This is a genomic window from Castellaniella hirudinis (assembly GCF_047468865.1).
GTDB classification, from domain to species: domain Bacteria; phylum Pseudomonadota; class Gammaproteobacteria; order Burkholderiales; family Burkholderiaceae_B; genus Castellaniella; species Castellaniella hirudinis_A.
Genome location: NZ_JBLGTV010000003.1, coordinates 1 through 26180, shown reverse-complemented (window position 1 = coordinate 26180; position 26180 = coordinate 1). Strand labels below are relative to the sequence as shown.

At 65.7% G+C, this 26180-nt stretch carries 22 protein-coding genes and 2 rRNA genes; 14 read left to right on the top strand and 10 right to left on the bottom strand.

The genetic code is table 11. The annotated features are described in order from the left end of the window. Window positions 1-2 precede the first annotated feature (2 nt). The 5 genes from hisS to ndk are packed head-to-tail and all read right to left on the bottom strand — an operon-like array spanning window position 3 to window position 4725. Window positions 3-1286 carry a histidine--tRNA ligase gene (gene hisS, locus ACMHYJ_RS05595; protein WP_414245228.1) on the bottom strand — a complete coding sequence of 428 codons (1284 nt, stop codon included), beginning with the start codon at window positions 1284-1286 and terminating at the stop codon, window positions 3-5. A gap of 3 nt (window positions 1287-1289) precedes the next feature. Beyond that, entirely contained in the window at window positions 1290-2597 is a 1308-nt protein-coding gene (ispG, locus tag ACMHYJ_RS05590; protein WP_414245227.1) for a flavodoxin-dependent (E)-4-hydroxy-3-methylbut-2-enyl-diphosphate synthase, read from the bottom strand. Continuing rightward, window positions 2594-3094, bottom strand: coding sequence for a helix-turn-helix domain-containing protein (locus ACMHYJ_RS05585; protein ID WP_414245226.1), 501 nt, complete (start codon window positions 3092-3094; stop codon window positions 2594-2596). The genes ispG and ACMHYJ_RS05585 overlap by 4 nt, the downstream gene beginning before the upstream one ends. Beyond that, window positions 3091-4242 carry a 23S rRNA (adenine(2503)-C(2))-methyltransferase RlmN gene (gene rlmN / locus ACMHYJ_RS05580; RefSeq protein WP_414245225.1) on the bottom strand — a complete coding sequence of 384 codons (1152 nt, stop codon included), beginning with the start codon at window positions 4240-4242 and terminating at the stop codon, window positions 3091-3093. Before rlmN ends, ACMHYJ_RS05585 begins: the two co-directional genes overlap by 4 nt. Before the next feature lie 57 nt (window positions 4243-4299). Beyond that, window positions 4300-4725 carry a nucleoside-diphosphate kinase gene (gene ndk / locus ACMHYJ_RS05575; protein WP_414245224.1) on the bottom strand — a complete coding sequence of 142 codons (426 nt, stop codon included), beginning with the start codon at window positions 4723-4725 and terminating at the stop codon, window positions 4300-4302. A gap of 183 nt (window positions 4726-4908) precedes the next feature. Here ndk and ACMHYJ_RS05570 point away from each other — a divergent pair, with 183 nt between their 5' ends. Together ACMHYJ_RS05570 and pncB are read left to right on the top strand one after the other, a co-directional pair. After that, window positions 4909-7749: a valine--tRNA ligase gene (locus ACMHYJ_RS05570; protein ID WP_414245223.1), complete on the top strand. Its 2841-nt coding sequence runs from the start codon at window positions 4909-4911 to the stop codon at window positions 7747-7749. 12 nt (window positions 7750-7761) lie between these two features. Continuing rightward, entirely contained in the window at window positions 7762-8961 is a 1200-nt protein-coding gene (gene pncB / locus ACMHYJ_RS05565) for a nicotinate phosphoribosyltransferase (protein ID WP_414245222.1), read from the top strand. A gap of 141 nt (window positions 8962-9102) precedes the next feature. Here the strand turns inward: pncB and tldD are convergent, their stop codons facing one another. Then, window positions 9103-10557, bottom strand: a complete 1455-nt coding sequence (tldD, locus tag ACMHYJ_RS05560) for a metalloprotease TldD (protein WP_414245221.1) — start codon at window positions 10555-10557, stop codon at window positions 9103-9105. A 21-nt stretch (window positions 10558-10578) separates the two neighbouring features. Continuing rightward, window positions 10579-11391: a carbon-nitrogen hydrolase family protein gene (locus ACMHYJ_RS05555; RefSeq protein ID WP_414245220.1), complete on the bottom strand. Its 813-nt coding sequence runs from the start codon at window positions 11389-11391 to the stop codon at window positions 10579-10581. Window positions 11392-11647: 256 nt separating this feature from the next. Between ACMHYJ_RS05555 and ACMHYJ_RS05550 the strand changes: the two genes are divergently transcribed. The 3 genes from ACMHYJ_RS05550 (at window position 11648) to ACMHYJ_RS05540 (ending at window position 15912) form a co-directional block, all read left to right on the top strand. After that, window positions 11648-12016, top strand: coding sequence for an H-NS family nucleoid-associated regulatory protein (locus tag ACMHYJ_RS05550; RefSeq protein ID WP_414245219.1), 369 nt, complete (start codon window positions 11648-11650; stop codon window positions 12014-12016). A gap of 124 nt (window positions 12017-12140) precedes the next feature. Next, on the top strand, window positions 12141-14843 hold the full coding sequence (gene pepN, locus ACMHYJ_RS05545) for an aminopeptidase N (RefSeq protein ID WP_414245218.1): 2703 nt from the start codon (window positions 12141-12143) through the stop codon (window positions 14841-14843). Window positions 14844-14901: 58 nt separating this feature from the next. Then, entirely contained in the window at window positions 14902-15912 is a 1011-nt protein-coding gene (locus ACMHYJ_RS05540; RefSeq protein WP_414245217.1) for a class 1 fructose-bisphosphatase, read from the top strand. Here ACMHYJ_RS05540 and ACMHYJ_RS05535 read toward each other — a convergent pair whose 3' ends face one another. Further along, complete coding sequence (locus tag ACMHYJ_RS05535; protein ID WP_414245216.1) at window positions 15913-16896, bottom strand: quinone oxidoreductase family protein; 984 nt, start codon at window positions 16894-16896, stop codon at window positions 15913-15915. 129 nt (window positions 16897-17025) lie between these two features. On the opposite strand from ACMHYJ_RS05535, the gene ACMHYJ_RS05530 reads away from it, so the two are divergent. The 9 genes from ACMHYJ_RS05530 to ACMHYJ_RS05490 all read left to right on the top strand — a co-directional run bounded on the left by ACMHYJ_RS05530 (window position 17026) and on the right by ACMHYJ_RS05490 (window position 25352). Continuing rightward, window positions 17026-17757, top strand: a complete 732-nt coding sequence (locus ACMHYJ_RS05530) for a YebC/PmpR family DNA-binding transcriptional regulator (RefSeq protein WP_414245215.1) — start codon at window positions 17026-17028, stop codon at window positions 17755-17757. Continuing rightward, the gene (gene purD, locus ACMHYJ_RS05525) at window positions 17754-19052 is read left to right on the top strand and encodes a phosphoribosylamine--glycine ligase (protein ID WP_414245214.1); all 1299 of its coding nucleotides are present in this window, start codon (window positions 17754-17756) and stop codon (window positions 19050-19052) included. The genes ACMHYJ_RS05530 and purD overlap by 4 nt, the downstream gene beginning before the upstream one ends. A gap of 11 nt (window positions 19053-19063) precedes the next feature. Continuing rightward, complete coding sequence (gene hemF / locus ACMHYJ_RS05520; RefSeq protein ID WP_414245213.1) at window positions 19064-19966, top strand: oxygen-dependent coproporphyrinogen oxidase; 903 nt, start codon at window positions 19064-19066, stop codon at window positions 19964-19966. Continuing rightward, complete coding sequence (gene nadD / locus ACMHYJ_RS05515; protein ID WP_414245212.1) at window positions 19957-20577, top strand: nicotinate (nicotinamide) nucleotide adenylyltransferase; 621 nt, start codon at window positions 19957-19959, stop codon at window positions 20575-20577. The genes hemF and nadD overlap by 10 nt, the downstream gene beginning before the upstream one ends. Continuing rightward, the gene (gene rsfS / locus ACMHYJ_RS05510) at window positions 20574-20990 is read left to right on the top strand and encodes a ribosome silencing factor (protein ID WP_414245211.1); all 417 of its coding nucleotides are present in this window, start codon (window positions 20574-20576) and stop codon (window positions 20988-20990) included. The genes nadD and rsfS overlap by 4 nt, the downstream gene beginning before the upstream one ends. Window positions 20991-21047: 57 nt before the next feature. Beyond that, on the top strand, window positions 21048-21518 hold the full coding sequence (gene rlmH, locus ACMHYJ_RS05505) for a 23S rRNA (pseudouridine(1915)-N(3))-methyltransferase RlmH (RefSeq protein ID WP_414245210.1): 471 nt from the start codon (window positions 21048-21050) through the stop codon (window positions 21516-21518). A gap of 116 nt (window positions 21519-21634) precedes the next feature. Further along, a complete protein-coding gene (gene pyk / locus ACMHYJ_RS05500) occupies window positions 21635-23080 on the top strand; it encodes a pyruvate kinase (RefSeq protein ID WP_414245209.1) in 1446 nt (481 codons plus the stop codon). Further along, window positions 23080-23718: a Maf family protein gene (locus tag ACMHYJ_RS05495; RefSeq protein WP_414245208.1), complete on the top strand. Its 639-nt coding sequence runs from the start codon at window positions 23080-23082 to the stop codon at window positions 23716-23718. The genes pyk and ACMHYJ_RS05495 overlap by 1 nt, the downstream gene beginning before the upstream one ends. Window positions 23719-23888: 170 nt before the next feature. Then, window positions 23889-25352: an Nramp family divalent metal transporter gene (locus ACMHYJ_RS05490; RefSeq protein WP_414245207.1), complete on the top strand. Its 1464-nt coding sequence runs from the start codon at window positions 23889-23891 to the stop codon at window positions 25350-25352. A gap of 218 nt (window positions 25353-25570) precedes the next feature. Here ACMHYJ_RS05490 and rrf read toward each other — a convergent pair. Both rrf and ACMHYJ_RS05480 read right to left on the bottom strand, forming a co-directional pair. Next, window positions 25571-25683, bottom strand: a 5S ribosomal RNA gene (rrf, locus tag ACMHYJ_RS05485). A gap of 313 nt (window positions 25684-25996) precedes the next feature. Beyond that, a 23S ribosomal RNA gene (locus tag ACMHYJ_RS05480) occupies window positions 25997-26180 on the bottom strand; the annotation flags it as partial.

Below are 26180 nucleotides of genomic sequence, written 5' to 3'. Positions count from 1 at the left end.
AATCAGATCCTTTGTTTAAGGTATTGGGCCAGCGCGTCAAAGGCGACGGTTTCTTGCTGGGCTTCGCCCGCATCGCCGGCACGCAGCCATTTGACCGAGGCCTGGGCCGCGGCCAGTTCGTCCGGGCCGATAATGACCGCGGCCTGCGCGCCGCTGGCGTCCGCTCGGCGAAACTGTGATTTAAACCCAGTTGAGCCCGCATGGACAAGTGCCCGCAGGCCGGCATCGCGCAGCGCCTCGGCCAGGCGGGCGGCGCAGCGCTGTTCGGCATCGCCCTGGTGGATCAGGTACACCTGGCATTCGGGCGCGGCCAGGGTGTCCGCCCGTTGCGACCAGAGATCCAGCAGGCGCTCCATGCCGATGGCGAAACCCACCGCCGGGGCGGGTTTGCCCCCCAGCAGCGCGATCAGGCCGTCATAACGCCCCCCGCCGCAGACCGTGCCCTGCGCGCCCAAGCGATCCGTCACCCATTCGAAAACGGTGAGATTGTAGTAATCCAGCCCGCGCACCAGCCGGGGATTGAGCGTGTAGGCAATCCCGGCATCATCCAGGCGGGCGCACAGGCCGCGATAATGCGCCAGGGATTCTTCGCCCAGGAAGTCGAACAGGCGCGGCGCGCTGTCGGCCATGTCCTGCATGGCGGGATTTTTGGTGTCCAGCACCCGCAGCGGGTTGCTGTGCATGCGGCGGCGGGCCTCATCGTCCAGCACGTCGATGTGCTTTTCCAGGTGGGTGACCAGGGCGGCGCGGTGGGCCGCGCGCTCGGCGGGCTGCCCCAGCGAATTGAGTTCCAGGCGGATGTCGTCCAGGCCCAGCAGGCGCCACAGGCGCGCCAGCATCAGGATCAGTTCGGCATCGACGTCGGGCCCGGCAAAGCCCAGGGCTTCGACGTCGATCTGGTGAAACTGGCGGTAGCGGCCGCGTTGCGGGCGTTCGTGACGGAACACCGGCCCCATGGCATAGATGCGCCGGGGCCGGTCGTACAGGAAGTTGTGCTCGATGGCCGAGCGCACGATGCCCGCCGTGAATTCCGGCCGCATGGTCAGGCGGTCTTCGTTCAGGGGATCGACGAAGGAATACATTTCTTTTTCGACGATGTCGGTGACTTCACCGATGCCGCGCGCAAACAGGCGGGTGTGTTCCAGCACCGGCGTGCGCATGTTCTGGTAGCCATACGCGGCCAGCCAATCGCGCACCAGGGCCTCCAGGGCCTCCCATTGCGCGGATTCCGGGGGTAAAGCGTCTTTCATGCCGGTCAGGCCGGCGACTTTCTTGAATGCGGACATGAATCAACCTGCTTGGCGCGGCACCACGCCGGGACGATGCGCGGGGGCGTCCCCGTCCGGCCCATAGCGGCGTGCCACGTAATCTTCGACAATCTGCTTGAATTCCCGGGCGATGTGCTCGCCTTTCAAGGTGACCACGCGCTTGCCATCGACATACACCGGCGCGGACGGGACTTCTCCCGTGCCCGGCAGGCTGATGCCGATATCCGCATGGCGGCTCTCGCCCGGGCCATTGACCACGCAGCCCATCACGGCCACGTGCATGTTCTCGACCCCGGGATATTGGTTTTTCCAGACGGGCATCTGCTGGCGCAGGTAGTCCTGGATGCTGGCGGCGAGCTCTTGGAACACCGTGCTGCTGGTGCGCCCGCATCCGGGACAGGCCACCACCATGGGCGTGAACGCGCGCAGCCCCATGGTCTGCAGGATTTCCTGGGCCACGACGACCTCGCGGCAGCGGTCGCCGCCGGGTTCGGGCGTCAGGGAAATGCGGATGGTGTCGCCAATCCCCTGCTGCAGCAGCACGGCCAGGGCGGCGGTGGACGCGACGATGCCCTTGGAGCCCATCCCGGCTTCGGTCAGGCCCAGGTGCAGGGGATAGTCGCAGCGCCGGGACAGATCCTGGTAGACGGCGATCAAGTCCTGCACATGGCTGACCTTGCAGGACAGGATGATGGCATTGCCGGGCAGGCCGAGCGCCTGGGCGCGTTCGGCATTGCTGATGGCCGAGACCACCAGGGCTTCGCGCATCACGGCATTGGCCGTCCAGGGCCGGGCGCGCGCCGCGTTTTCGTCCATCATGCGCGCCAACAGCGTCTGATCCAGACTGCCCCAGTTGACCCCGATGCGCACGGGCTTGTCGTGGCGGCAGGCGACTTCGATCATCTGCGCGAAATTGTCGTCGCGGTGCTTGCCCGCCCCCATATTGCCGGGATTGATGCGGTATTTGGACAGGGCCTGCGCGCAATCCGGGAACTGGGTAAGCAGCTTGTGGCCGTTATAGTGAAAATCCCCCACCAGCGGCACCGGCACCCCCAGGCCGTCCAGGGCATTGCGCAGAGCGGCCACCTGGGCGGCGGCCTCCGGGGTATTGACCGTCACGCGGACCAGCTCGGAACCCGCCTGCCAGAGATCGCGCACCTGCAAAGCGGTGGCCTGGGGGTCGGCCGTATCGGTGTTGGTCATGGACTGCACCACCACCGGCGCATCCCCCCCGACCTGAACCGCGTGATCCCCCCAGCGCACGGCGACGGCGCGGGTGATGCGCCGGGCAGCGGCGGCGGGTTCAGCGGCAAGCGCTTCGGATGTCATGGCCGCAAAGCCTTCAACCAATCGAAAATCAGCCATTCTTCGGGCACCCAGCCCCGGTTGATGGCATACCCCCCCGCCACGGCCAGCAAGATCAGCAAAACCAGCAGCCAGGCCCAGGTGCGATGGGCGGGCTCGCCCCGGGGCGTCATGTCGGCCTGCTGGACGACGCGGCGCGCCGCCGACGCGCCGCCGGCCACCGTGGGCGGCCGCGTGGCGCCCACGGCCTGATCCAGCAGCTGCAACAGCGCCGCCGAGTCGGCTTCGAGGAAGCGCGCATAATTGCGCACCAGCCCGCGCAAGGGCACCCCATCCGGCAGGCGCGACCAGTCGCAGGCTTCCAGGTGGCCCAGTTGCACCGCCGAATACTTGATCCGCGCGGAGACTTCCGGCAGCGTCAGGCCGCGGGTCTCGCGCAGACGCCTGAAGGTTTCGCCTAGCGAGAGGGTTTCAGGCCCGCCGGCGGCGGACGATGGGGTATCGCTGGGAATATCGCTCATTGATGTTCCTTTTTGCGGATGACGATGCGGGCGCGGTCCGGCAGACGCTCGTCGATGCGGGTGCGGTCTTTGACCTCGCCGGCCAACTGGCCACAGGCGGCGTCGATGTCGTCGCCCCGGGTCTTGCGCACCGTGACCACCAGCCCCGCATCGGTCAGCTGCTGGGCAAACAGACGGATGCGGGCCGAAGTGGAACGCTTCAGGCCGGACTGCGGGAAGGGATTGAACGGGATCAGATTGAACTTGCAGCGAACCTGGCGGGCAATCTGGATGAGTTCTCGGGCCTGCTCGTCGGCGTCGTTGACGCCATCGAGCATGATGTATTCAAAGGTAATGAAATCGCGCGGGGCGACTTCGAGATAGCGGTTGCAGGCATCGAGCAGCTGGGCCAGGGGATACTTGCGGTTCAGCGGCACCAGGCGGTCGCGCAAGGCGTCGTTGGGCGCATGCAGCGACACCGCCAGCGCCACCGGACAGTCCCGGGCCAGACGGTCGATCATGGGCACCACGCCCGAGGTGGACACCGTGACCCGCCGGCGCGACAGGCCATAAGCGTGGTCATCGACCATCAGGCGCAGCGCCCCCAGCACCTGGTCGTAGTTCAGCAGCGGCTCGCCCATGCCCATCATGACCACGTTGCTGACGGCCCGCCGAGCATCGGCCGCCGGCCCGTTGAGCCGGGCGGCCTGGGGGTCGTCGCGCAGCGCGCGATTGGCGTACCACAGCTGGCCGATGATTTCGGCGGTGGTCAGGTTGCGGCTGAAGCCTTGGTAGCCGGTGGAACAGAACGGACAGGCCACCGTGCACCCCGCCTGGCTGGAAATGCACAGCGTTCCACGGTCGTCTTCGGGGATGTAGACGGTTTCGATGGCGTTGCCCGCCCCCATGTCGAACAGCCACTTGCGGGTGCCATCGGCCGAATGCTTCTGGAAATTGAGCGGCGGGGCCTGAACCACGCAGCGGGCGTCCAGCTGGGCGCGAAAATCCTTGGCCAGGTCGCTCATGTCGGAAAACCGATCCATCCCGCGCTGGTGCACCCACTGCGACAACTGGCGCGCGCGGAAAGGCTTGCCCCCCCATTGCGCAACCAGGGCTTGCAGTGCGGCGGGATCCAGCCCCAGGACATTGATGAGATCGGTATCGGACATGAGAATCAGAAGATGAACACGCGGGCCCCGCTCCGGCGAGGCCCGCCAGCCACGGGATCAGCGGCTGAAGACGTTGCTTTCGGGGAAGAAGAAAGCGATTTCGACGGCGGCGGTTTCCGGGGCGTCCGAGCCATGCACGGCATTGGCGTCGATGCTGTCGGCGAAATCGGCGCGGATGGTGCCGGGTTCGGCTTTTTTCGGGTCGGTGGCGCCCATCAGGTCGCGGTTCTTGCCGATAGCGGATTCGCCCTCAAGCACCTGGACGAACACCGGGCCGGACACCATGAAATCGACCAGATCCTTGAAGAAAGGGCGTTCTTTGTGCACGGCATAGAAGCGCTCGGCCTCGCCACGCGACAACTGCTGCAGGCGGGCGGCAACCACCGTCAGGCCGGCCTTTTCGAAACGGGCGACGATCTGGCCGATGACGTTCTTGGCGACGGCATCGGGTTTAATGATGGAGAGGGTGCGTTCAATAGCCATGACGGAGTTTTCCGGTAAGAATCGGAGAAAAAGGATTTCTCTGGTGAAAAGGTAGAATGAAGCCCGCGCAACGGCCCCGCCTTAGCCGGGGCATCACCGCCGCATACGGTCAACCGCGCATTTTACCATGCGCCTTTCGCGGCCCATCCGCCTACAATAATCGTTTTTTCGCTGCCCAATCCCATGAGCGACTCCTCCTCCGCCTCCCTGTCAAAAAGTTTCGACCCCCAGGATATCGAATCCCGCTGGTACGCCTACTGGAACCAGCACGGCTTGTTTGCCGGCGGGCGGCACGTCGATCCCGCGCCGGGCCGGGCGTCCGCCCCATTCGCCATCCAGTTCCCGCCCCCCAACGTCACCGGCACCCTGCACATGGGCCATGCGTTCAACCAGACCATCATGGACGGCCTGATCCGCTACCACCGGATGCAGGGCGACGACACGGTGTTCATCCCGGGCACCGACCACGCCGGGATCGCCACCCAGATCGTGGTCGAACGCCAGCTGGATGCCGAAGGGGTGTCGCGCCACGATCTGGGCCGGGACAAATTCCTGGATCGCGTCTGGGCCTGGAAAGAGCAGTCCGGCAACACCATCACGGGGCAATTCCGCCGCCTGGGGTCCTCCTGCGACTGGTCGCGCGAATACTTCACCATGGACGAGCGCCTGTCGCGCGGGGTGATCGAAGTCTTTGTCCGCCTGTACGAACAAGGCCTGATCTACCGGGGCAAGCGCCTGGTCAACTGGGATCCGGTGCTGGGCACGGCGGTGTCCGACCTGGAAGTCGTCAGCGCCGAAGAAGACGGCCACATGTGGGAAATCCGCTATCCGCTCGGCACCCCGGCCGATGGCCTGACCCACCTGGTGGTCGCCACCACGCGGCCCGAGACCATGCTGGGCGATGTGGCCGTCATGGTGCACCCCGAAGACGAGCGCTACGCCCACCTGATCGGCCAAACCGTCATCCTGCCGCTGGTGGGCCGTGAAATCCCCATCATCGCCGACGACTACGTGGATCGTGAATTCGGCACCGGGGTGGTCAAGGTCACCCCGGCGCACGATTTCAACGACTATGCCGTGGGCCAGCGCCACCAGCTGCCCATGATCAGCGTGCTGACGCTGGATGCCAAAATCACCCAGGACGCGCCCGCCGCGTACCGGGGCCTGGATCGCTTCGAGGCCCGCCAGCGCATCGTGGCCGACCTGCAGGCCCAGGGCCTGCTGGCGCAGGTGCGCGACCACAAGCTGATGGTGCCCCGGGGCGACCGCACCAACAGCATCATCGAGCCCATGCTGACCGACCAGTGGTTCGTCGCCATGAGCCAGCCCGCCCCTGCGGACAGCCTGCACCCGGGCAAGAGCATCACCCAGGTCGCGCTGGACGTCGTGGCCGATGGGCGGGTCAAGTTCGTGCCCGAAAACTGGACCACCACCTATAAGCAATGGCTCGAAAAAATCCAGGACTGGTGCATTTCGCGCCAGCTGTGGTGGGGCCACCAGATCCCCGCCTGGTATGCCGAGGATGGCCGCATCTTCGTGGCGCACTCCGCCGAGGACGCCGAACGCCAGGCCCGCGCGGCCGGCGTCGCCGGCCCCCTGACGCGCGACCCGGACGTGCTGGACACCTGGTTTTCCTCGGCCCTGGTGCCGTTCACGGATCTCGGCTGGCCCGAACAAACCCCCGACCTGTCCCGCTACCTGCCTTCTGGGGTGCTGGTCACGGGCTTCGACATCATTTTCTTCTGGGTGGCGCGCATGATCATGATGAGCATGCACCACACCGGCCAGGTGCCCTTCCGCACGGTCTATGTCCACGGCCTGGTCTGCGACATGGAAGGCAAGAAAATGTCGAAATCCAAGGGCAACACCATCGACCCGGTGGATTTGATCGACGGCATCGGGCTGGATTCCCTGCTGGCCAAGCGCACGGCCGGCCTGATGAACCCCAAACAGGCCGACAGCATCCGCAAGCGCACCCGCAAGGATTACCCCGACGGCATTCCCGCCTACGGCACCGATGCCCTGCGCTTCACCATGGCGGCCTATGCCACGCTGGGGCGCAACATCAACTTCGACCTGAAGCGCTGCGAAGGCTACCGCAATTTCTGCAACAAACTCTGGAACGCCACGCGCTTCGTGCTGATGAACGTCGAGGGACACCCCCTGGGCCAACCGCAGCCCGGCGACCTGTCCTTTGCCGACCGCTGGATCATCGACGGCCTGCAGCGGCTGGTCGGCGATGTGCATGCCGGCTTCGCCCAGTACCGTTTCGACCAGGTGGCCGACCGCCTGTACCACTTCATCTGGGACGAATACTGCGACTGGTATCTGGAATTGGCCAAGGTTCGCCTGAACACGGGCGACGCCACCCAGCAGGCCGCCACCCGGCGCACCTTGATCCACGTGCTGGAAACCCTGCTGCGCCTGGTGCACCCGATCATGCCATTCATCACCGAGGAACTCTGGCAGAAAGTCTCGGTGGCCGCCGGGGTGCGGCCCGCCGACATCCCGGCCAGCCTCAGCGTCCAGGCCTTCCCGCAATCATGCGACGCATTGCTGGACGACGAAGCGGCCCGGCAAATGGCCGAATTCAAGTCCTTGACTGACGCCATCCGGGCCTTGCGCGGCGAAATGAACCTGCCCCCCAGCCAGCGGGTGCCCCTGCTGGTGCAGGACGCCGGCGGCAATCTGCCGGAACAGACCCCTTACCTGATGGCCCTGGCCCGCCTGGAAAGCGTCCGCGCCGTGGATCAGCTGCCGGAAATCGGGGCGCCGGTGCAGGTCGTGGGCACCACCCAGCTGATGCTGCATGTCGAAATCGACGTGGCTGCGGAATGCGCCCGCCTGGACAAGGAAATCGACCGCCTGGAAAAAGAAATCGCCAAGGCCAAGGTCAAGCTGTCCAATCCAAGCTTCATCGAGCGCGCGCCCGCCGCCGTGGTCGAGCAAGAGCACGCGCGGCTGGCGCAGTTTGGCGAGACCCTGGATCGGGTGCGCGCCCAGCGCGCCCGGCTGCAGGCCTGAGGCCCGCGCAACATGGCCGACACCGCCTTCAAGCCCGTGATCCAGTCCCTGCTGGACACGGATTTGTACAAATTCACGATGTGGCAAACCATGCTGCACCGGCATCCGGCGGCACAGGCCGAATACCGCTTCATCTGCCGCCAGCCGCCCGCCCACCCGCTGGCGGATCTGGCCGCGGCGGTGCGCGCCCAGATCGACCACTTATGCACCCTGCGGTTTACCCAGGCCGAGCTCGATTACCTGGCCAGCCTGCGCTATATCAAATCCGATTTCGTCGATTTTCTGTCGCTGTTTCATTTTCAGCGGCGCTTCATTGAGATCGGCACGGACGGCGACACGCTGAAGATCGTGGCGCGCGGCCCCCAGGTGCACGTCATGGGCTTTGAAATCTTCGTGCTGGCCATCGTCAACGAACTGTATTTCCGGCGCTACGACACCCCGGAAACACTGGCCGAGGGCCGCCGCCGTCTGCAGGGCAAAATCGATCTGCTGCGCGGCTTTTCCGCCGAACCCGCGCGCCGCTTTCCCCTGCAGATATCCGACTTCGGCCTGCGCCGGCGCTTTTCCCGCGCCTGGCAGGCTGAAGTCGTCGACCGGCTGCGCCAGGCCGTTCCGCATATTGTCACGGGGACATCCAACGTGGCGCTGGCGCGATCCCACGGGCTGGTGCCGGTGGGCACGATGGCGCACGAATACCTGCAGTCCTACCAGGCCTTCGGCAAGGTGCGCCTGCGCGATTTCCAGCGCAGCGCCCTGGAAGACTGGGTGCAGGAATATCGCGGCGACCTGGGCATCGCCCTGACCGACGTGGTGGGCATGGATGCCTTCCTGGCCGATTTCGACCTGTATTTCGCCAAGCTGTTCGACGGCCTGCGGCATGATTCCGGCGACCCCATCGCCTGGGGCGAAAAAGCCATCGCGCACTACCAGGCCCTGCGCATCGACCCGGCCACCAAGCGCTTCGTGTTTTCGGACGGGCTGGACTTGCCCAGGGCGCTGGACATCTACCGGCATTTCGCCGACCGCGTCCAGCTGGCCTTCGGCATCGGCACCAACCTCACCAACGACCTGGGCCCGCAGCCTTTGAACATCGTGATGAAGCTGTTTGAATGCAACGGGATGCCCACGGCCAAGCTGGCCGACAGCCCCGGCAAGGAACACTGCACCGACGCGACTTTCCTGGCCTACCTGCGCCAGGTGTTCGGCCACTGAACGGCGGCGCGGCCCGGCGCGCCTGGGCGAATCAAGCCACGGTTGCCGGCGCGCCACGGCGCGAATCAGGCCACAGCTGCCGCTGCGCCGCGACGCGAATCAGGCCGCGGCTGCCGGCGCGCGCGCCGCTGCGCGGACGGCTCAGGCCGTGCCGCCCACGGTCAGGCCGTCGATGCGCAGGGTGGGCATGCCCACCCCGACCGGCACGCTTTGGCCTTCTTTGCCGCACGTGCCCACCCCCGAATCCAGGGCCAGGTCGTGGCCGACCATGCCGATGCGGCGCATGGCCTCCGGGCCGCTGCCGATCAGGGTGGCCCCCTTGACGGGGTGCGTCACCTTGCCGTTTTCGATGAGATAGGCCTCGGAGGCGGAAAACACGAACTTGCCGCTGGTGATATCCACCTGGCCCCCGCCGAAGTTCACCGCATACAGCCCCCGTTCGACCGACTGGACGATTTCCTGCGGATCGGCCTGTCCCGCCAGCATGTAGGTGTTGGTCATGCGCGGCATGGGCAGGTGCGCATAGGATTCCCGGCGCCCATTGCCCGTGGGGGCCTGCTTCATCAGGCGGGCATTCAGGGAATCCTGCATGTAGCCGCGCAAGATGCCGTCTTCGATCAGCACATTGTGCTGGGTGGGGTGGCCCTCGTCATCCACATTGAGCGACCCCCGGCGGTCGGGCAAGGTGCCGTCATCGACCACCGTCACCCCCTTGGAGGCGACTTGTTCGCCAATGCGGCCGGAAAACACGCTGGAGCCCTTGCGATTGAAATCCCCTTCCAGTCCATGGCCGACCGCTTCGTGCAGCAGGATGCCGGGCCAGCCCGACCCCAGCACCACGGTCATCTGCCCGGCCGGCGCGGGCCGCGCCTGCAGATTGACCCGGGCTTCGTGAACTGCGCGCTCGACATAGCCGCGCAGCACGTCGTCGGTAAAGTAGGCCAGGCCGGTACGGCCGCCACCGCCGCCATGGCCCATTTCGCGGCGGCCCTTGTGCTCGGCGATCACCGTCAGCGACAGGCGCACCAGGGGGCGGACATCCGCCACCAGCCGGCCATCGCTGCCGGCCACCAGGATGACGTCGTATTCGGCCGCCAGCCCGGCCATCACCTGGATGATGCCGGGGTCTGCCGCGCGCGCCATGGCCTCGACGCGTTCGAGCAAGGCCACCTTGTCCGGTGCGGACAGGGAATCCACGGGGTTGACCCCGAGATACAGATGATGCGGGGCATCCTGCCCGCCCGACACCCGGCGCCGCCCGGCCCCCTGGCGGGCAATCGTGCGCACGGCCCGGGCCGACGACAGCAAGGCCTCGGGCGATAGCGAATCCGAATAGGCAAACGCGGTTTTCTCGCCGCTGACGGCACGCACCCCCACCCCCTGGTCGATGGAAAAACTGCCGGTCTTGACGATGCCTTCTTCGAGCCCCCAGCCCTCGGAGCAGCTGTATTGGAAATACAGGTCGGCATAATCGACCCGATGGCTGTGGATTTCGGACAGGGCCCGCGCCAGATGGGATTCGTCCAGGCCCCAGGGGTCCAGCAGCAGAGAGCGGGCGGTATTCAGGGCGTCCAGGCCCGGTTCTATCAATTTCATCTATATGAGGTCCGTCAGACTTTATAAAACGCGATGGCGCAGCGCCGGCAAAGCCTGGCGCACCGCAGCCAGGCGGGCGGCTTCGAGGGCCCCCGAGACCAGGCCCGGGCCTTCGGGCAGGCTGGCGAGCACATCGCCCCAGGGGTCGATCAGCATGGAATGCCCCCAGGTGCGACGGCCGTTTTCGTGCACCCCGCCCTGGGCGCTGGCCAGGACATAACACTGGTTCTCGATGGCGCGCGCGCGCAACAACACCTGCCAGTGTACAGAACCCGTGGTGTAGGTAAAAGCGGCGGGCACCACCATCAGGCGCACATCCCCTTGCGCCCGGAACAGCTCCGGGAAACGCAAGTCGTAGCAGACCGCCAGGGCGACCCGTCCGAACGGCATGGAAAACACCTGGGGCGGATTATCCCCCGGCCGGATCGAAATGGATTCGTCGTAGGATTCGGCATCCTTTTTAAAACCGAACAGGTGGATTTTGTCGTAGCGGGCCGCTTGCCGTCCCTGGGGATCGAAAACCAGACAGGCATTGTAGATGCGTTGCGCATCCGGGCTGTGCAATGGCAAGGTGCCGCCAACCAGCCAGAGCCCATGCCGCCGGGCCAGGTCGGCCAAAAAAGATTGGATGGGCCCCGCGCCGGGGGTTTCGGCCAAGGCCAGCTTATCGGGATCGCGCCGCCCCATGAAACAAAAATATTCGGGCAAAGCGACCAACCGGGCCCCCGCCCGGGCGGCCTCGCCGACCCAGTGCGCCGCCTGCCGCAGATTATCGTCCAACGACAGGCCGGATACCATTTGCACGGCAGCCACGGGAAAGACATCCTCTTGCATGGTGATATTCCTGATCCAGATTTCGTTTCGATGATTTCCATCCGGCGGACGCGCCATCACGAGGCGGCCGGCTTGGAAAAGAAATAAACAAGCTTAAAACAACACGGCAAAAGAGAGACTAAACAGTTGATACATTTTAAATCCGGCACAAACTTGCATAAAGGCATGGCAATCAGATTAAAATACCAGGCACTTTGATTTTTCCGCCTATCAATAGCCCGGTTGGATTTCCAGCCGCCACCTCAGGAGCCCCCATATGGCCCGCAGTAATTTTGCCGCACAGAAAACCCGCCTCGAAAAAGAAATGGCCAAAATAGAAAAGCAACTGGAATCGCTGCAGGCCAAACAACGCAAGCCCGTTATTACCTCCATTGTGCGCTCGATGCGCGATTATGGCATCACCCCGGAAGAAATCGCCGAGGCATTCGACAAAAAACCCGCTGGCCGCGCCGCCGCGGGCACCCGCAAGCCCAGCACCGGCGCCAAGCGCGTCATTCCGCCAAAATACCGCCACCCCGAAACCAAAGCCGAATGGACCGGCCGCGGCAAGCCGCCGCGCTGGGTGTCCGACGCCGAGGCCGCCGGCACTTCCCGCGATACTTTCCTGATCGAAAAAACCGCCTGATCCAACGCCACCCGCCCGCCACACCCGTGGCGCGCCACCGCCGCGCCTGGCTGGGCGCGGCACGCCGCCCCCGTACTGCCGGCCGACTACAATACAGGCCTGATATCGGCTTTACGGAAAAATCATGCGCACAGATCTCGTCCAGACGATTCATCGCCAGGATTACACCCCTTTCCCCTATCGCCTGTCCCACGTCAGGCTGGCCTTCGATCTGGACCCCGACACCACCCGGGTACAGTCCGAGCTGCATTTCCAGCCCGCCGCGCACACCGCGCCGGGCACGCCCCTGGTTCTGCACGGCGAAGACCTCGAACTCATCGACGTCACCCTGGACGGCCGCGCGCTGGTGCCCGGCGAATACCAGCTGGATACCCAGACCCTGCGGCTGTCGCCGCCGGCCGGCGGGCAAGCCTTCACCGTGGGCATCGCCAGCCACTGCCATCCGGCCCGCAACTCCACCCTGATGGGGCTGTATGTCTCGGGCGACAAGCTCTTTACCCAATGCGAGGCCCAGGGCTTTCGCCGCATCACATGGTTTCCCGACCGCCCCGACGTCATGTCCCGCTTCGACGTCGTCCTGCGGGCGCAGCCTTCGGCCTACCCCATCCTGCTGTCCAACGGCAACCTGGTCGAGCAGACCACGCTGGCCGACGGCCGCATCCAGGCCCATTGGCAAGACCCCCACCCCAAGCCCGCCTACCTGTTCGCCCTGGTGGCGGGCGACTTCGACTGCATCGAGCGCCGCGACGCCACGCGCAGCGGGCGGCCCGTGCTGCTGCAGGTGTACAGCGACAAAGGCAGCGGCCCCAAGACCCACTGGGCGCTGGACTGCCTGACGCGCGCCCTCCACTGGGACGAGCGGCGTTTCGGGCTGGCGCTCGACCTCGACCGCTTCATGGTGGTGGCGGCGCGCGACTTCAACATGGGGGCCATGGAAAACAAAGGGCTCAACGTGTTCAATGCCGCCTATGTCCTGGCCGACCCGGACAGCGCCACGGACACCGCCTACCGGCGCATCGAAGATGTCATCGGACACGAATACTTCCACAACTGGACCGGCAACCGGGTCACCTGCCGCGACTGGTTCCAGTTATCCCTCAAAGAGGGCCTGACCGTCTTTCGTGAACAGGAATTCTCGGCCGACATGCTGGCCGAAGGCCTGCCGCCCGAAGAAGCCGCCAGCGCCCGGGCCGTCAAGCGCATCGACGACGTGCATGTCCTGCGCATGATGCAGTTTCCCGAGGACGCCGGCCCCATGGCCCATCCTATCCGCCCGGACAGCTACCAGGAAATCGGCAACTTCTACACCGCCACGGTGTACGAGAAAGGCGCCGAAGTCATCCGCATGCAGCATACCCTGCTGGGCGAAGCCGGCTTTCGCGCCGGCATGGACGAATACTTCCGCCGCCACGACGGCCAGGCCGTCACCTGCGACGATTTCGTCGACGTGATGGAATCCATCTACACCCGGCAAAACCCGGGGCAGGATTTCCAGGTGTTCCGGCAGTGGTACGCCCAGGCCGGCACCCCGCGCCTGCGGGTGCAATCGCAGTACCACCCGGATCGCCGGCAACTCAGCCTGACGCTGTCCCAGCAATGCGCCCCCGTCGGGCTGGAGGCCCGCGCCACGCCCGTGGCCGACAAACCGCCGCTGCACCTGCCGGTCGCCATCGGTCTGCTGGATGCCGACGGACACCCCCTGCCCATCACTTGGCAGGGCCGCCGGCAGGACACCGTGATCCTGGAACTCAAGCAGGCCCGGCAGACCTGGGTGCTGGACGACATCCCCAGCGCCCCCGTGCTGTCGCTGCTGCGCGGTTTTTCGGCCCCGGTGCTCATCGACACCCCGCGCGGCACGGCCGACCTGGCCCTGCTGGCCCGCCACGATCCCGACCCCTTCGCCCGCTGGGACGCCACCCAGGAACTGGCGCTGCGCCACCTGCTGTCCCGGATGCCCGCAACCGACCACGATACCGATGCGCCGCCCGCGGATATCCTGATCGAAACCTGGCAAGCCGCCCTGCGGAACCCGGCGCTGTCGGCCGCCTACCGCGCCCGCCTGCTGGCCCTGCCCACCGCGCGCGAAGTGATCGAACGCAGTCGCCCGATGGCGCCCCAGGCCGCCGTGGCCGCCTGGGATCAGACGCAACGGGCGCTGGGCACCGCCCTGGCCGGCGACTGGCGCCGCCTGTATGACAGCCTGGCCGACGATGGCGGCCCGTATTCGCCCGACCCCGTCGCCGCCGGGCGGCGCGCCCTGCGCAACCTGGCGCTGTCCTACCTGCTGGCGGGCAAAGAACCTGCCGCCATCGACAGCGCGCGCCGGCAGTACGCCCAGGCGCGCAACATGACCGAAAGCCTGGGGGCCTTGTCCGCCCTGGTGCAACATGCCCCCCAGGATTGCGACGACCTGCTGCGGGATTTTCACCAGCGCTGGCAAGCCGACCCCCTGGTTCTGGACAGCTGGTTCGGCCTGCAGGCCAGCGCGCCCGCCTGCACGGTGGATCAGGCCCGCGCCCTGATGGCGCTGCCCGACTTCACCTTGCGCACGCCCAACCGGGCCCGCGCGGTGATCTTCCGCTTTTGTCTGGACAACCCCGCCCAGCTGCACACGCCCGAAGGCTACGACTTCTGGGCCGAACAAGTCCTGGCGCTCAACCCGCTCAATCCCGAGATCGCCGCCCGCCTGGCGCGCGCGTTCGACAACTGGGCGCGCTTCGAGCCGTCATGCCGGGACGGCATGCGGGCGGCGCTGCAGCGGGTGCTGGCCGCCCCCGACCTGTCGCGCAACGTCCGGGAAATCATCTCCAAAGCATTGGACGTCTGATCCACGCCCCCCGCCCGGGCGGGGGCGCTCGATTTTTTCATTACTTACGAGGCATACCTTGAAATTCAAAACCTTGACCCAGTATCTGGTCGAACAGCAGCGGCTGCACCAGGCGGTCTCGCCCGAGGTTCGGCTCCTGATCGAAACTGTCTCCCGGGCCTGCAAGGCCATCAGCCATGCGGTCAGCAAAGGCGCCCTGGGCGGCGTGCTGGGCAGCCAGGGCACCGAAAACGTCCAGGGTGAAATCCAGAAAAAACTGGATGTGCTGTCCAACGAAATCCTGTTGGAAGCCAATGAATGGGGCGGCAATCTGGCGGCGATGGCCTCCGAGGAAATGCAAACCATCCACCGGATTCCCAACCACTATCCAAAAGGCCAGAACCTGCTGCTGTTCGACCCGCTGGACGGGTCCTCGAACATTGACGTCAATGTGTCGATCGGCACGATTTTTTCCGTCCTGCAGGCGCCGCCGTCCGCCGCCGGACGCGAGATCACCGAAGCCGATTTTCTTCAGCCCGGCAGCCGGCAAGTGGCGGCGGGCTACGCCATCTACGGCCCCCAGACCATGCTGGTGCTGACCGTCGGCAACGGGGTGATGGGCTTTACCCTGGATCGGGAAATGGGCTCATGGCTGCTGACCCACGAAAACATCCGCGTCCCGGAACAAGCCACCGAATTTGCCATCAACATGTCCAACCAGCGCCACTGGGAAGCGCCCGTCCAGCGCTATATCGACGAATGCCTGGCCGGCGAAACCGGCCCGTTGGGCAAAAACTACAACATGCGCTGGATTGCCTCGATGGTGGCCGATGTGCACCGCATCCTGACTCGCGGCGGGGTCTTCATGTACCCCCGCGACGCCCGGGCGTCCGGGCGCAAGGGCAAGCTGCGCCTGATGTACGAGGCCAATCCCATGAGCTTCCTGGTGGAACAGGCCGGCGGCCGCGCCGTGGACGGCGACACGCGCATCCTGGACATCCAGCCCGACGCCATCCACCAGCGCGTCGGGGTGGTGCTGGGTTCCCGGGAAGAAGTCGAGCGCGTGCAGCGCTACCACCAGCAGGGCTGATCAGTCCAGCGTCAGCACCGTGGCCCCGGTGGTCCGGCGGGACTTCAGGGCCTCGTGCGCCAGCGCCGCGTCTTCCAGGGCGAAGCGCTGGCCGATCACGATGTGGATTTTGCCCGCCGTGACCAAGTCGAAAAGATCCGTGGCCGCGGCCTGCATGGCCTGGGCCGTGGCCACATAAGCGCCCAGTATCGGCCGGGTGACGTACAAGGAACCCTTGGCGGCCAGCTGGCCCAGGTTGACGCCTTCGACCGGGCCGGAGGCATTGCCGAAACTGACCATGAGGCCGCGCGGCTGCAGACAGTCGAGCGAGGTTTCCCAGGTATCGCGCCCCACCCCGTCGTAGACCACGGGCACCTTCTGGCCCTCGGTGAGTTCCAGCACCCGGGCGGCGACGTCCTCGCGGGTGTAGTCGATGACCTCCCAGGCGCCATGCTGGCGCGCCAGGGCGGCTTTTTCGGGCGAAGACGCCGTGCCGATCAGGCGCACCCCCAAGGCGCGCGCCCATTGGCAGGCGATCAGCCCCACCCCGCCCGCGGCGGCGTGGAACAGAATGGTTTCCGTGCCTTTCAGGCGGTAGGTCTGGCGAAACAGATACTGAACCGTCAGGCCTTTCAGCATCAGGGCGGCCGCCTGCTCGAAATCGACCGAGTCGGGAATGGCCACCACCCGGTCGGCGGGAATGTTGCGGACGTCCGCATAGGCGCCGATGGGGCCCTGGCCATAGGCTACCCGGTCGCCCGCCTGCAAGTGCCGCACCTCGGCCCCGACGGCCGCCACCACCCCGGCGGCCTCGAACCCCAGGCCATGCGGCAGGGGATTGGGGTACAGGCCGGTGCGGCAATAAATATCGATGAAATTCAGCCCGATGGCTTTCTGGCGGATCTGGACCTCGTGGGGCGCCGGCGCCGGAAGCTCGGCTTCTGTGATCTGCATGACTTCCGGCCCGCCATGCTGGCGAACCTGAACGATTCGGGTTTTTTCCACGGCAAATTCCTCCGGCCCGTCATGGGCTGCCATATGCGATCAGACTAGCATGAAAACCCGCCCCGCCAGACGACCGCGCCGGTAGCGGGTAAAATGACGGATTCCATGTTTTATCCTAGTTGACACATTATGGCCGGACACAGTAAATGGGCGAACATCCAGCACCGCAAAGGGCGCCAAGACGCCAAGCGCGGCAAGCTCTGGACAAAAATCATTCGTGAAATCACCGTCGCCGCCCGCGCGGGCGGGCCCGACCCCGATGCCAACCCGGCCCTGCGCCTGGCCTGGGACAAGGCCACGGCGGCCAATATGCCCAAAGACAACATCCTGCGGGCCATCCAGCGCGGCGCGGGCGGGGCGGATGACGCCAACTACGAAGAAATCCGCTACGAAGGCTATGGCATCGGCGGCGCGGCCCTGATCATCGACTGCATGACCGACAACCGCCAGCGCACGGTCTCCGAGGTTCGCCATACCCTGAGCAAGCACGGCGGCAACCTGGGCCAAGACGGCTGCGTGGCCTTCATGTTCCAGCACTGCGGGCAATTCATCTTCGCCCCCGGCACGGCCGAAAACCACGTCATGGAAATCGCCCTGGACAACGGCGCCGACGACGTCCAGACCGACGACGAAGGCGTGATCGAAGTCACTTGCGAACCCGGCCAATACGCCGCCCTGAAACTGGCCTTCGACCAGGCGGGTCTCGCCGCCGAAGTCCAGGGCGTCGTCATGAAGGCCCTGTCGGAAGTCCAGTTGCAGGGCGAAGACGCCCAGCGCATGCAAAAAATCATCGACCTCCTCGAAGGCCTGGACGACGTCCAGGAAGTCTATACCACCGCCGTGTTGGACGACGCCGAATGAAAATCCTGGTGATCGGCTCGGGGGGCCGCGAACACGCCCTGGCCTGGCGGCTGGCCCAATCGCCCCGGGTGCAAAAAATCTACGTCGCGCCGGGCAACGGCGGCACCGCCCAGCCCCCCCTGTTGGAAAACCTGCCCCTGCAGGACACCCAGGCCCTGATCGACTTCGCCCGCCAGGAAAAAATCGCCTACACCGTGGTGGGGCCGGAAGCCCCCCTAGCCGCCGGCATCGTGGACGCCTTCCGCGCGGCCGGCCTGCGCATCTTCGGCCCCACCCAGGCGGCGGCCCGGCTCGAAAGCTCCAAAGACTACGCCAAAGCCTTCATGCTGCGCCACGGCATCCCCACGGCGGCCTACCAGACCTTCACCGACGCGGCCCAGGCCAAGGCCTACATCCAGGCCCAAGGCGCGCCCATCGTGATCAAGGCCGACGGCCTGGCGGCGGGCAAGGGCGTCGTCGTGGCCCAGACCCTGGACGAAGCCCTGGACGCCATCGACCACATGCTGGGCGCGGACGGCGCATTCGGCGCGGCCGGCGCCCAGGTGGTCATCGAAGAATTCCTGTCCGGCGAAGAAGCCAGCTTCATCGTCATGTGCGACGGCCAGCACATCCTGCCCCTGGCCACCAGCCAAGACCACAAACGCCTGCTGGACGCCGATCTCGGCCCCAACACCGGGGGCATGGGGGCGTATTCGCCCGCGCCCATCGTCACGCCGGCCCTGCACAACCGCATCATGCGCGAAGTCATCCAGCCCGCCATCCAGGGCATGGCCAAGGACGGCATTCCCTATACGGGGTTTCTATATGCCGGCCTGATGATCGGCGACGGCGCCGACGCCGCGCGGGCCCTGAAGGTTCTGGAATTCAATTGCCGCATGGGCGACCCCGAAACCCAGCCCATCATGCTGCGCGTCAAGAACGACCTCGCCGAGGTCTTCGACCACGCCGTCGACGGCACGCTGGATCAAACCGACATCGACTGGGATCGCCGCACCGCCGTCGGGGTGGTTCTGGCCGCGGCGGGCTACCCGGAAGCCCCCCAAAAGGGCGCGCCCATCACCCGCCTGGCCCCGGACACCGACACCTGCGTGACCTTCCATGCGGGCACCACGCGCCAGGACGGCCAGCTGCTGACCTGCGGCGGGCGGGTGCTGTGCGTCACCGCCCTGGCCGATTCCCTGCGCCGAGCCCAGCAGGCCGCCTACGACGCGGTCAACCAAACCCTCTTCGAGGGCCGCCAGTATCGCCGCGATATCGGCTGGCGCGCCTTGGCCACCCCCCCAAAACACGACTAGGCGGAGCCCCCATGCACGTTCCCGTTGGACAGGTTCACGATTACTTCTCCGGGCTGCAGGCCACGATTGTGGCCGCGCTGGAAACCCTGGAAGGCAGCGCCTTCGGCAGCGACCCCTGGGCGCGCCCCGAAGGCGGCGGCGGCCTGACGCGCTACTGCGAAAACGGCCGTATATTCGAACGCGCGGGGGTGCTGTTCAGCCACGTCCGGGGCAAGACCCTGCCCCCCTCGGCCAGCGCCCACCGGCCCGACCTGGCCGGGCGCAGCTGGGAGGCCATGGGGGTGTCCATGGTGCTGCATCCGCGCAACCCGCACGTCCCCACCACCCACATGAACGTCCGCATGTTCGTGGCCCACGGCCCGAATCCAGACCAGGATGTCTTCTGGTTCGGCGGCGGGCTGGATCTCACCCCCTACTATCCCGTCGAAGCCGACGTGCGCCATTTTCACCAGGTCTGTCATGACGCGGTCAGCCCCTACGGCGACGACAAATACCCCCGATTCAAAGCCTGGTGCGATGATTATTTCACCCTCAAGCACCGCCAGGAAACCCGTGGCGTGGGGGGCCTGTTCTTCGACGACCTGAACACGCCCGACTTCGCCACCAGCTTCGCCCTGACCCAATCCGTGGGCAACTGCTTCCTGCCCGCCTATGTGCCCATCGTCCAGGCCCGGCAAGATACCCCATACGGCGAACGCGAACGCGCCTTCCAGGCCTACCGCCGGGGGCGCTACGTCGAGTTCAACCTGGTCTACGACCGCGGCACGCTGTTCGGCCTGCAATCCGGCGGTCGAACCGAATCCATCCTGCTGTCCATGCCCCCCATGGCCCAATGGCGCTACAGCTGGGCCCCCGAGCCGGGTTCGCCCGAATCCGCGCTGGCGGCCTACCTGACCCCGCGCGCATGGCTGTAGCGCCACGGGTGGGTCTGCTGGGGGGCAGTTTCGATCCGGTTCACAAGGCCCACATCGCGCTGGCCTTGGCGGCCATCCAGGCCCTGTCCCTGGATCAGGTTCAGTTGCTGCCCGCCGGGCAGCCCTGGCAGAAACCCGCCCTGGGCGCCACCGCCCAGCACCGCCTGGCCATGCTGCTGCTGGCCTGTCGGCACCACCCCCAATTGGCCGTCAACCCCGCCGAACTGCACCGGGCAGGCGTCACCTACACCATCGACACGCTCCTGGCCTTGCCGGACACCGCCCGCTACACCTGGATCATGGGGGCCGATCAGCTGCTCAATTTCTGCAGCTGGCACCGCTGGCGGGACATCATCCAGCATGCGCGCCTGGCCGTTGCCCAACGCCCGGGTTCGGCGCTCCGCATCCCCCCGGCCCTGCAGGCCGTCCTGCCCGCCGATGGCCTGGTTCGCCTGCCCTTCCCTCCCCAGGACATCGCCGCCACCGCCATCCGGCAGGCCCTGCGGCAGGGCCAGACCCAGATCCCGGCGCTCGACCCCGCCGTGCTCGACTACATCCGCACCCACGGGCTGTACCAAGCGCCCGCCAACCCAACCCCCCGCACGCCATGAATCTACAAAAGCAGCAACGCCTCGTCATTGATGCCCTGGAGGACACCAAGGCCCAGGACATCAAGGTCTTCAACACCACCGCCCTGACCGGCCTATTCGACCGCGTCATCATCGCCAGCGGCACCTCCAACCGCCAAACCCGCGCCATCGCCGGCCACGTGGCGGATCAGGCCAGGAAAAACGGCCTGCAGGTGATCGCCTTCGAAGGCGAGGATACCGGCGAATGGGTGCTGATCGACCTGGGGGACATCGTCGTGCACTGCATGCAACCGGCCATCCGCAGCTACTACAACCTGGAAGAAATCTGGGGGGCGCACCCTGTGCGCGTCAAGCTGCTGCCCACCGGCCCGGCCCGGGCCGGCTGGGATGACGACGCCCCCCTGGACAGCGCGGACGACGACCTGGATGCCTGACGCCGCGCATCGGCGCCATGGGCCGCCCCGTCGCGGCCGCCACCCGGATCAAGACGCATGAAACTTCGCATTTACGCCGTGGGCCACCGCATGCCCGCCTGGGTGCAGGACGCCTGGCAGGATTACAGCAAACGCATGCCGCGCGACTGTCTGGTCGAGCTGCACGAAATCCGCCCCGAGCCCCGCACCAGCGGCAAGACCCCGACACAGCTGATGCAGGCCGAAGCCCAGCGTATCGAGGCCGCCCTGCCCGCCACCGCCTGGCGGGTCATCCTGGATGAACACGGCCAAGACCTCGGCACCCGCGATCTGGCCCGGCACCTGGAGGCCTGGCGCGCAGCGGGCCAGGACATCGCACTCATCGTGGGCGGGCCGGACGGCCTGGATCCCGCACTGAAAAGCACGGCGCGCCAGACCCTGCGCCTGTCATCCCTGACCCTGCCGCACCCCCTGGTCCGGGTTCTGCTAGCAGAACAGTTGTACCGCGCCTGGAGCATTCTGGCCGGCCATCCCTATCACCGGGAATAAGCGCGGCCCCGCGCCCGGTTGGCGGCGCCTGCTTGCCCGACGCCCTGGATAGAGTATGCTGGTGGGTTCTCTCACCCATTCTGGCGCCTTGCGCCGGACTTTCACGGAGTTTACGCATGCATGCCCCACGCCGTCGCACAAAAATTGTGGCAACCCTTGGGCCGGCCACGTCCAGCCCAGAACGCATCGAAGCCCTGATCGACGCGGGGCTGGACGTAGCCCGGCTGAATTTTTCGCACGGGTCAGCCGACGACCACCGCGCGCGTGTCCGCCTGGTGCGGGAAATCGCCGACCGGCTTGGCCGCCACGTCGCCATCATGGGCGACCTGCAAGGCCCGAAAATCCGCATTGCCCGCTTCGCCGACGGCCAGATCGAACTGCAGGTGGGCGATCCGTTCACCCTGTCCATCCAGCACCCCGTGGATGCCGGCACCCGGCAAATCGTCGGCATCGAATACCCGCCGCTGGTGCAAGACTGCACCCCCGGCGACGAACTGCTGCTGGATGACGGCCGGGTCATTCTCAAAGTCGACTCGGTGGATGAGTTCGCCGTCCACACGACCGTGACCGTGGGCGGCCCCCTATCCAACAACAAGGGGATCAACCGCCGGGGCGGCGGCATTTCGGCCCCCAGCCTGACCGACAAAGATCGCCAGGACATCCGCCTGATCGCCGAACTCGACCTGGACTACGTCGCCGTGTCCTTCCCCCGCAGCGGAACCGACATGGAACAAGCCCGCCGCCTGGTGCGCGAGGCCGGCAGCCACGCCTGGATCATCGCCAAGATCGAGCGCGCCGAGGCCGTGGCCGACGACGCCGCCATGGACGACCTGATCCGGGCCAGCGACGGCGTCATGGTGGCCCGCGGCGACCTAGGCGTGGAAATCGGCGATGCTCGCCTGGTCGGCATCCAAAAACGCATCATTCAGCACGCCCGCACCCTGAACAAAGTGGTGATCACGGCGACCCAGATGATGGAATCCATGATCGCCAGCCCCATCCCCACCCGCGCCGAGGTCTCGGACGTGGCCAATGCGGTGCTGGACTACACCGATGCCGTGATGCTGTCGGCCGAATCGGCCTCGGGGCAATACCCCGTCGAAGCCGTGCAGGCCATGGCCCGCATCTGCCTGGGCGCGGAACAAGAACCCACCAGCGTCAAGTCCCACCATCGCCTGGGCGAGACCTTCACCCGCTGCGACGAGACCATCGCCCTGGCCAGCATGTACGCCGCCAATCATTTCCCGGGGATCAAGGCCATCATCAGCCTGACCGAAAGCGGGCACACACCGCTGATCATGTCGCGCATCCGCTCCGGGGTGCCCATCTACTGCTATACCCGCCACGAAGCCACGCAGCGCCGGGCCGCCATGTTCCGGGGGGTGTACACCGTGCCCTTCGACGCCGCCACCCTGCCCCCCGCCGAAGTCAGCGAGGCCGCCATCGACATCCTGCGCCAGCAGGGCCTGCTGCAATCCGGCGACTGGATCATCCTGACCAAGGGGGATTTCTACAGCAACAGCGGCGGCACGAACGGCCTGAAAATCCTGCGCGTCGCCTGATGCCGTCCGGTTTCATCCTGCTGGCGTCGGCCAGCCCGCGGCGGCACGAAATCCTGGATCAGCTGGGGCTGGCCCATGGGGTGTTGCGCGTGCCCGCCCCCGCGGGCCCGGACGAACCGCAGCTGCCCGGCGAGGCCGCTGAAGACTACGTGCGGCGCACCGCCCGCGACAAGGCCTTGCACGCCCTGCAATGGCTGGTCGCCGGCGGGACGCCCCCAGAGACCCCGCCCGACTGGCCCGCCCACTGGCGCGAGGCTCCCATCCTGTGCGCCGATACCACGGTCATCCTGGATGGCGACATCCTGGGCAAGCCCCGGGATCGCGCCCATGCCCGCGCCATGCTGCAGCGCCTGTCCGGGCGTACCCACCAGGTGCACACGGCTGTCGTCCTGGCCGTCAACGGCGCGCTGCGCCAAACCCGCCAGATCAGCCAGGTCAGCTTCCAGGCGCTCTCCACCGAAGACATCGACCGCTATTGCGCCTCGGGCGAGCCCTTCGGCAAGGCAGGCAGCTACGCGATCCAAGGCCGCGCGGCGGCTTTTATCACGCATTTGTCCGGCAGTCATTCCGGGGTCATGGGGCTGCCCGCCCACGAAACCATGCAGCTGCTGCGCGACTCTGGCGTGCCGTGCGGTTGAGCCGGGCTCCGCACCAAGGGTTTTCCCTTAAGTTGACGCCAGCGCCTTGACCAAAGGACAGGCAGCTTCTAGGATGACTGACGACTTGCTGAATATCGCAAGCCTTCGGTGATGGCCGTGGCGGCTTGCACGGCCTCGTATGCAAACGTCTACATCAAGAGGCATTGCACATGGTCGACCCCGCTGTCAGTCCCGCATCCCCTTCGCAGCCAGCCCCGGAAATCCGCAGCACCAATCTGCCTGCCGCCACCTACCGAGATCTCCCCGAGCCCCTGTCCCTGAAGAAAGTCATCGGCCCCAGCGTCCTGCTGCTGGCCGGCTCCATTGGCTCTGGGGAATTCGTCCTGTGGCCCTATATCTCCACCCAAACCGGCCTGGCCCTGGTCTGGCTGGCCACCATCGGCATCCTCACGCAGTATTTCCTGAACATGGAAATCACGCGCTATACCCTGGCCACGGGGGAAACCGCCGTCACGGGCTTCACCCGGCTTTGGAAACCCTGGAGCTGGCTCTTTATCATCATGGCCGTCATCCCCTGGATGTGGCCAGGCTGGGCAACCGGCAGTTCCACCGCCCTGACCTACGCCTTCGGCCTGTCCGAAAGCGCGGTCATCCCCATCACCATTGCCTCGCTGGTGCTGATCGGCATCATCCTCACCGTGTCTCCCGTCGTCTACAAGACGGTGGAAAAAATCCAGTTCTTCCTGGTGGCCCTGATCGTGCTCTTTATGCTGTACATCATCTTCGGGCTGCTGACCGGCGAATCCTGGTCCGCCCTGGTCGCCGGCTTCACCACCGAAGTCCCGAAAATCCCGGATGCCATCGGCGAACTGCCGATCGCCCTGCTGCTGGGGGCCATCGCCTTCGCCGGGGCCGGCGGGGTGATGAACCTGGCCCAGTCCAACTGGGTGCGCGACAAGGGGATGGGCATGGGCGCCCTGCTGCCGAAAATCGTTTCGCCCATCACCGGAGAAGAAACCACCGACGCCGCCATCGGCCACTTTTTCCCCCAAGACGAGGCCAATATGCGCCGCTGGCGCGGCTGGTGGCGCGTCGCCGACCGCGAACAGTTCATCACGTTCTTCGTGCTGGGGCTGCTGGCCATCCTGCTGTTCATGATGCTGGCCTTCACTTATGTGGGGGTGGGCAGCACCGCACAGAATTTCGACTTCGTCCATCTGCTGGGTGAAACGCTCAACGAGCGGGTCGGCAGCTGGGCCGGCCCGGCTTTCTGGCTGACCGGCGTGGTGGTGCTCTTGTCCACCAACCTCACCGTGCTGGACATGATCGGCCGCATCGTGGCCGACATCGCCAAGACCAACTGGCTGCGCAGCAGCAAGACCTGGACGGAAAGCCGCCTGTACTTCCTGGTGGTCTGGCTGATGGTGGCCTTTGGCTCCATCATCCTGCTCTCCGGCGTCAGCCAGCCCCTGCTGCTGCTGGTCATCGCCTCCGCCCTGAACGGCCTGGTGATGTTCGTGTATTCGGTGCTGCTGATCCAGCTGAACCGCTGCATGCTGCCCCGCACCATCGGCCTGAATGGCGTCCGCCTGATCGCCGTCCTGTGGGCGGTGCTGTTCTACGGCGGGTTTTCCATTTACCTGATCATCGACCAGTTCGGAAAGCTGTTCTAAGCAGGCGGTTCCAAGTCGGAAAGCTGTTTTCTGAGCAGGCGGTTCCAAGTGGCCCAGTTCCGGCAAGTGCGCGATGCGCGTTTGCCGGAACTGGGCTATGTGATCCACGTAAACCACGTGATCGGATTAGCCCGAATGATGCAGCATCGGTGCGTTGCCGGCGCACAAAAGACAAAACCCCCGCAGCGGATAAGCTGCGGGGGTTTTGCGGTATAAAAGCCTGACGATGACCTACTTTCACAGGTGTCCACCCACTATCATCGGCGCGAAGGCGTTTCACTGTCCTGTTCGGGAAGGGAAGGAGTGGGGCCACCTTGCTATGGTCGTCAAGCATAACTGGTTGTAAACGAGTCTTATGACTGGTTCACGAATTTGGAAGAAGCACGATGTGCATTTTGTGCGCATCTTGTTAACAAGGCGCGGGCTTTGCCGCGTGGCTTGTTTAGCAAGCTGCGCAGTTTAGCAGGTTTTACGCTGCGCTGCACGGGTTGATTGTACGATTGTTTTGCGCGGCGGCGCTTTGGGCGCCGCCCGCTGCTTGCGTGGGTTGACGCAAGGAATTGAATTGGGCTTACACACGAATCACTATTCTCTTTGCCTGGGTTGGCGCCTGGCGTGAGCCAGGGGACAACCTGCAAGGTTATAGGATCAAGCCGCACGGGCAATTAGTACTGGTTAGCTGCACGCATTACTGCGCTTCCACACCCAGCCTATCAACGTTGTGGTCTACAACGACCCTTCAGGGGGGTCAAGCCCCCGGGATACCTAATCTTCAGACGAGTTTCGCGCTTAGATGCCTTCAGCGCTTATCTCTTCCGCACGTAGCTA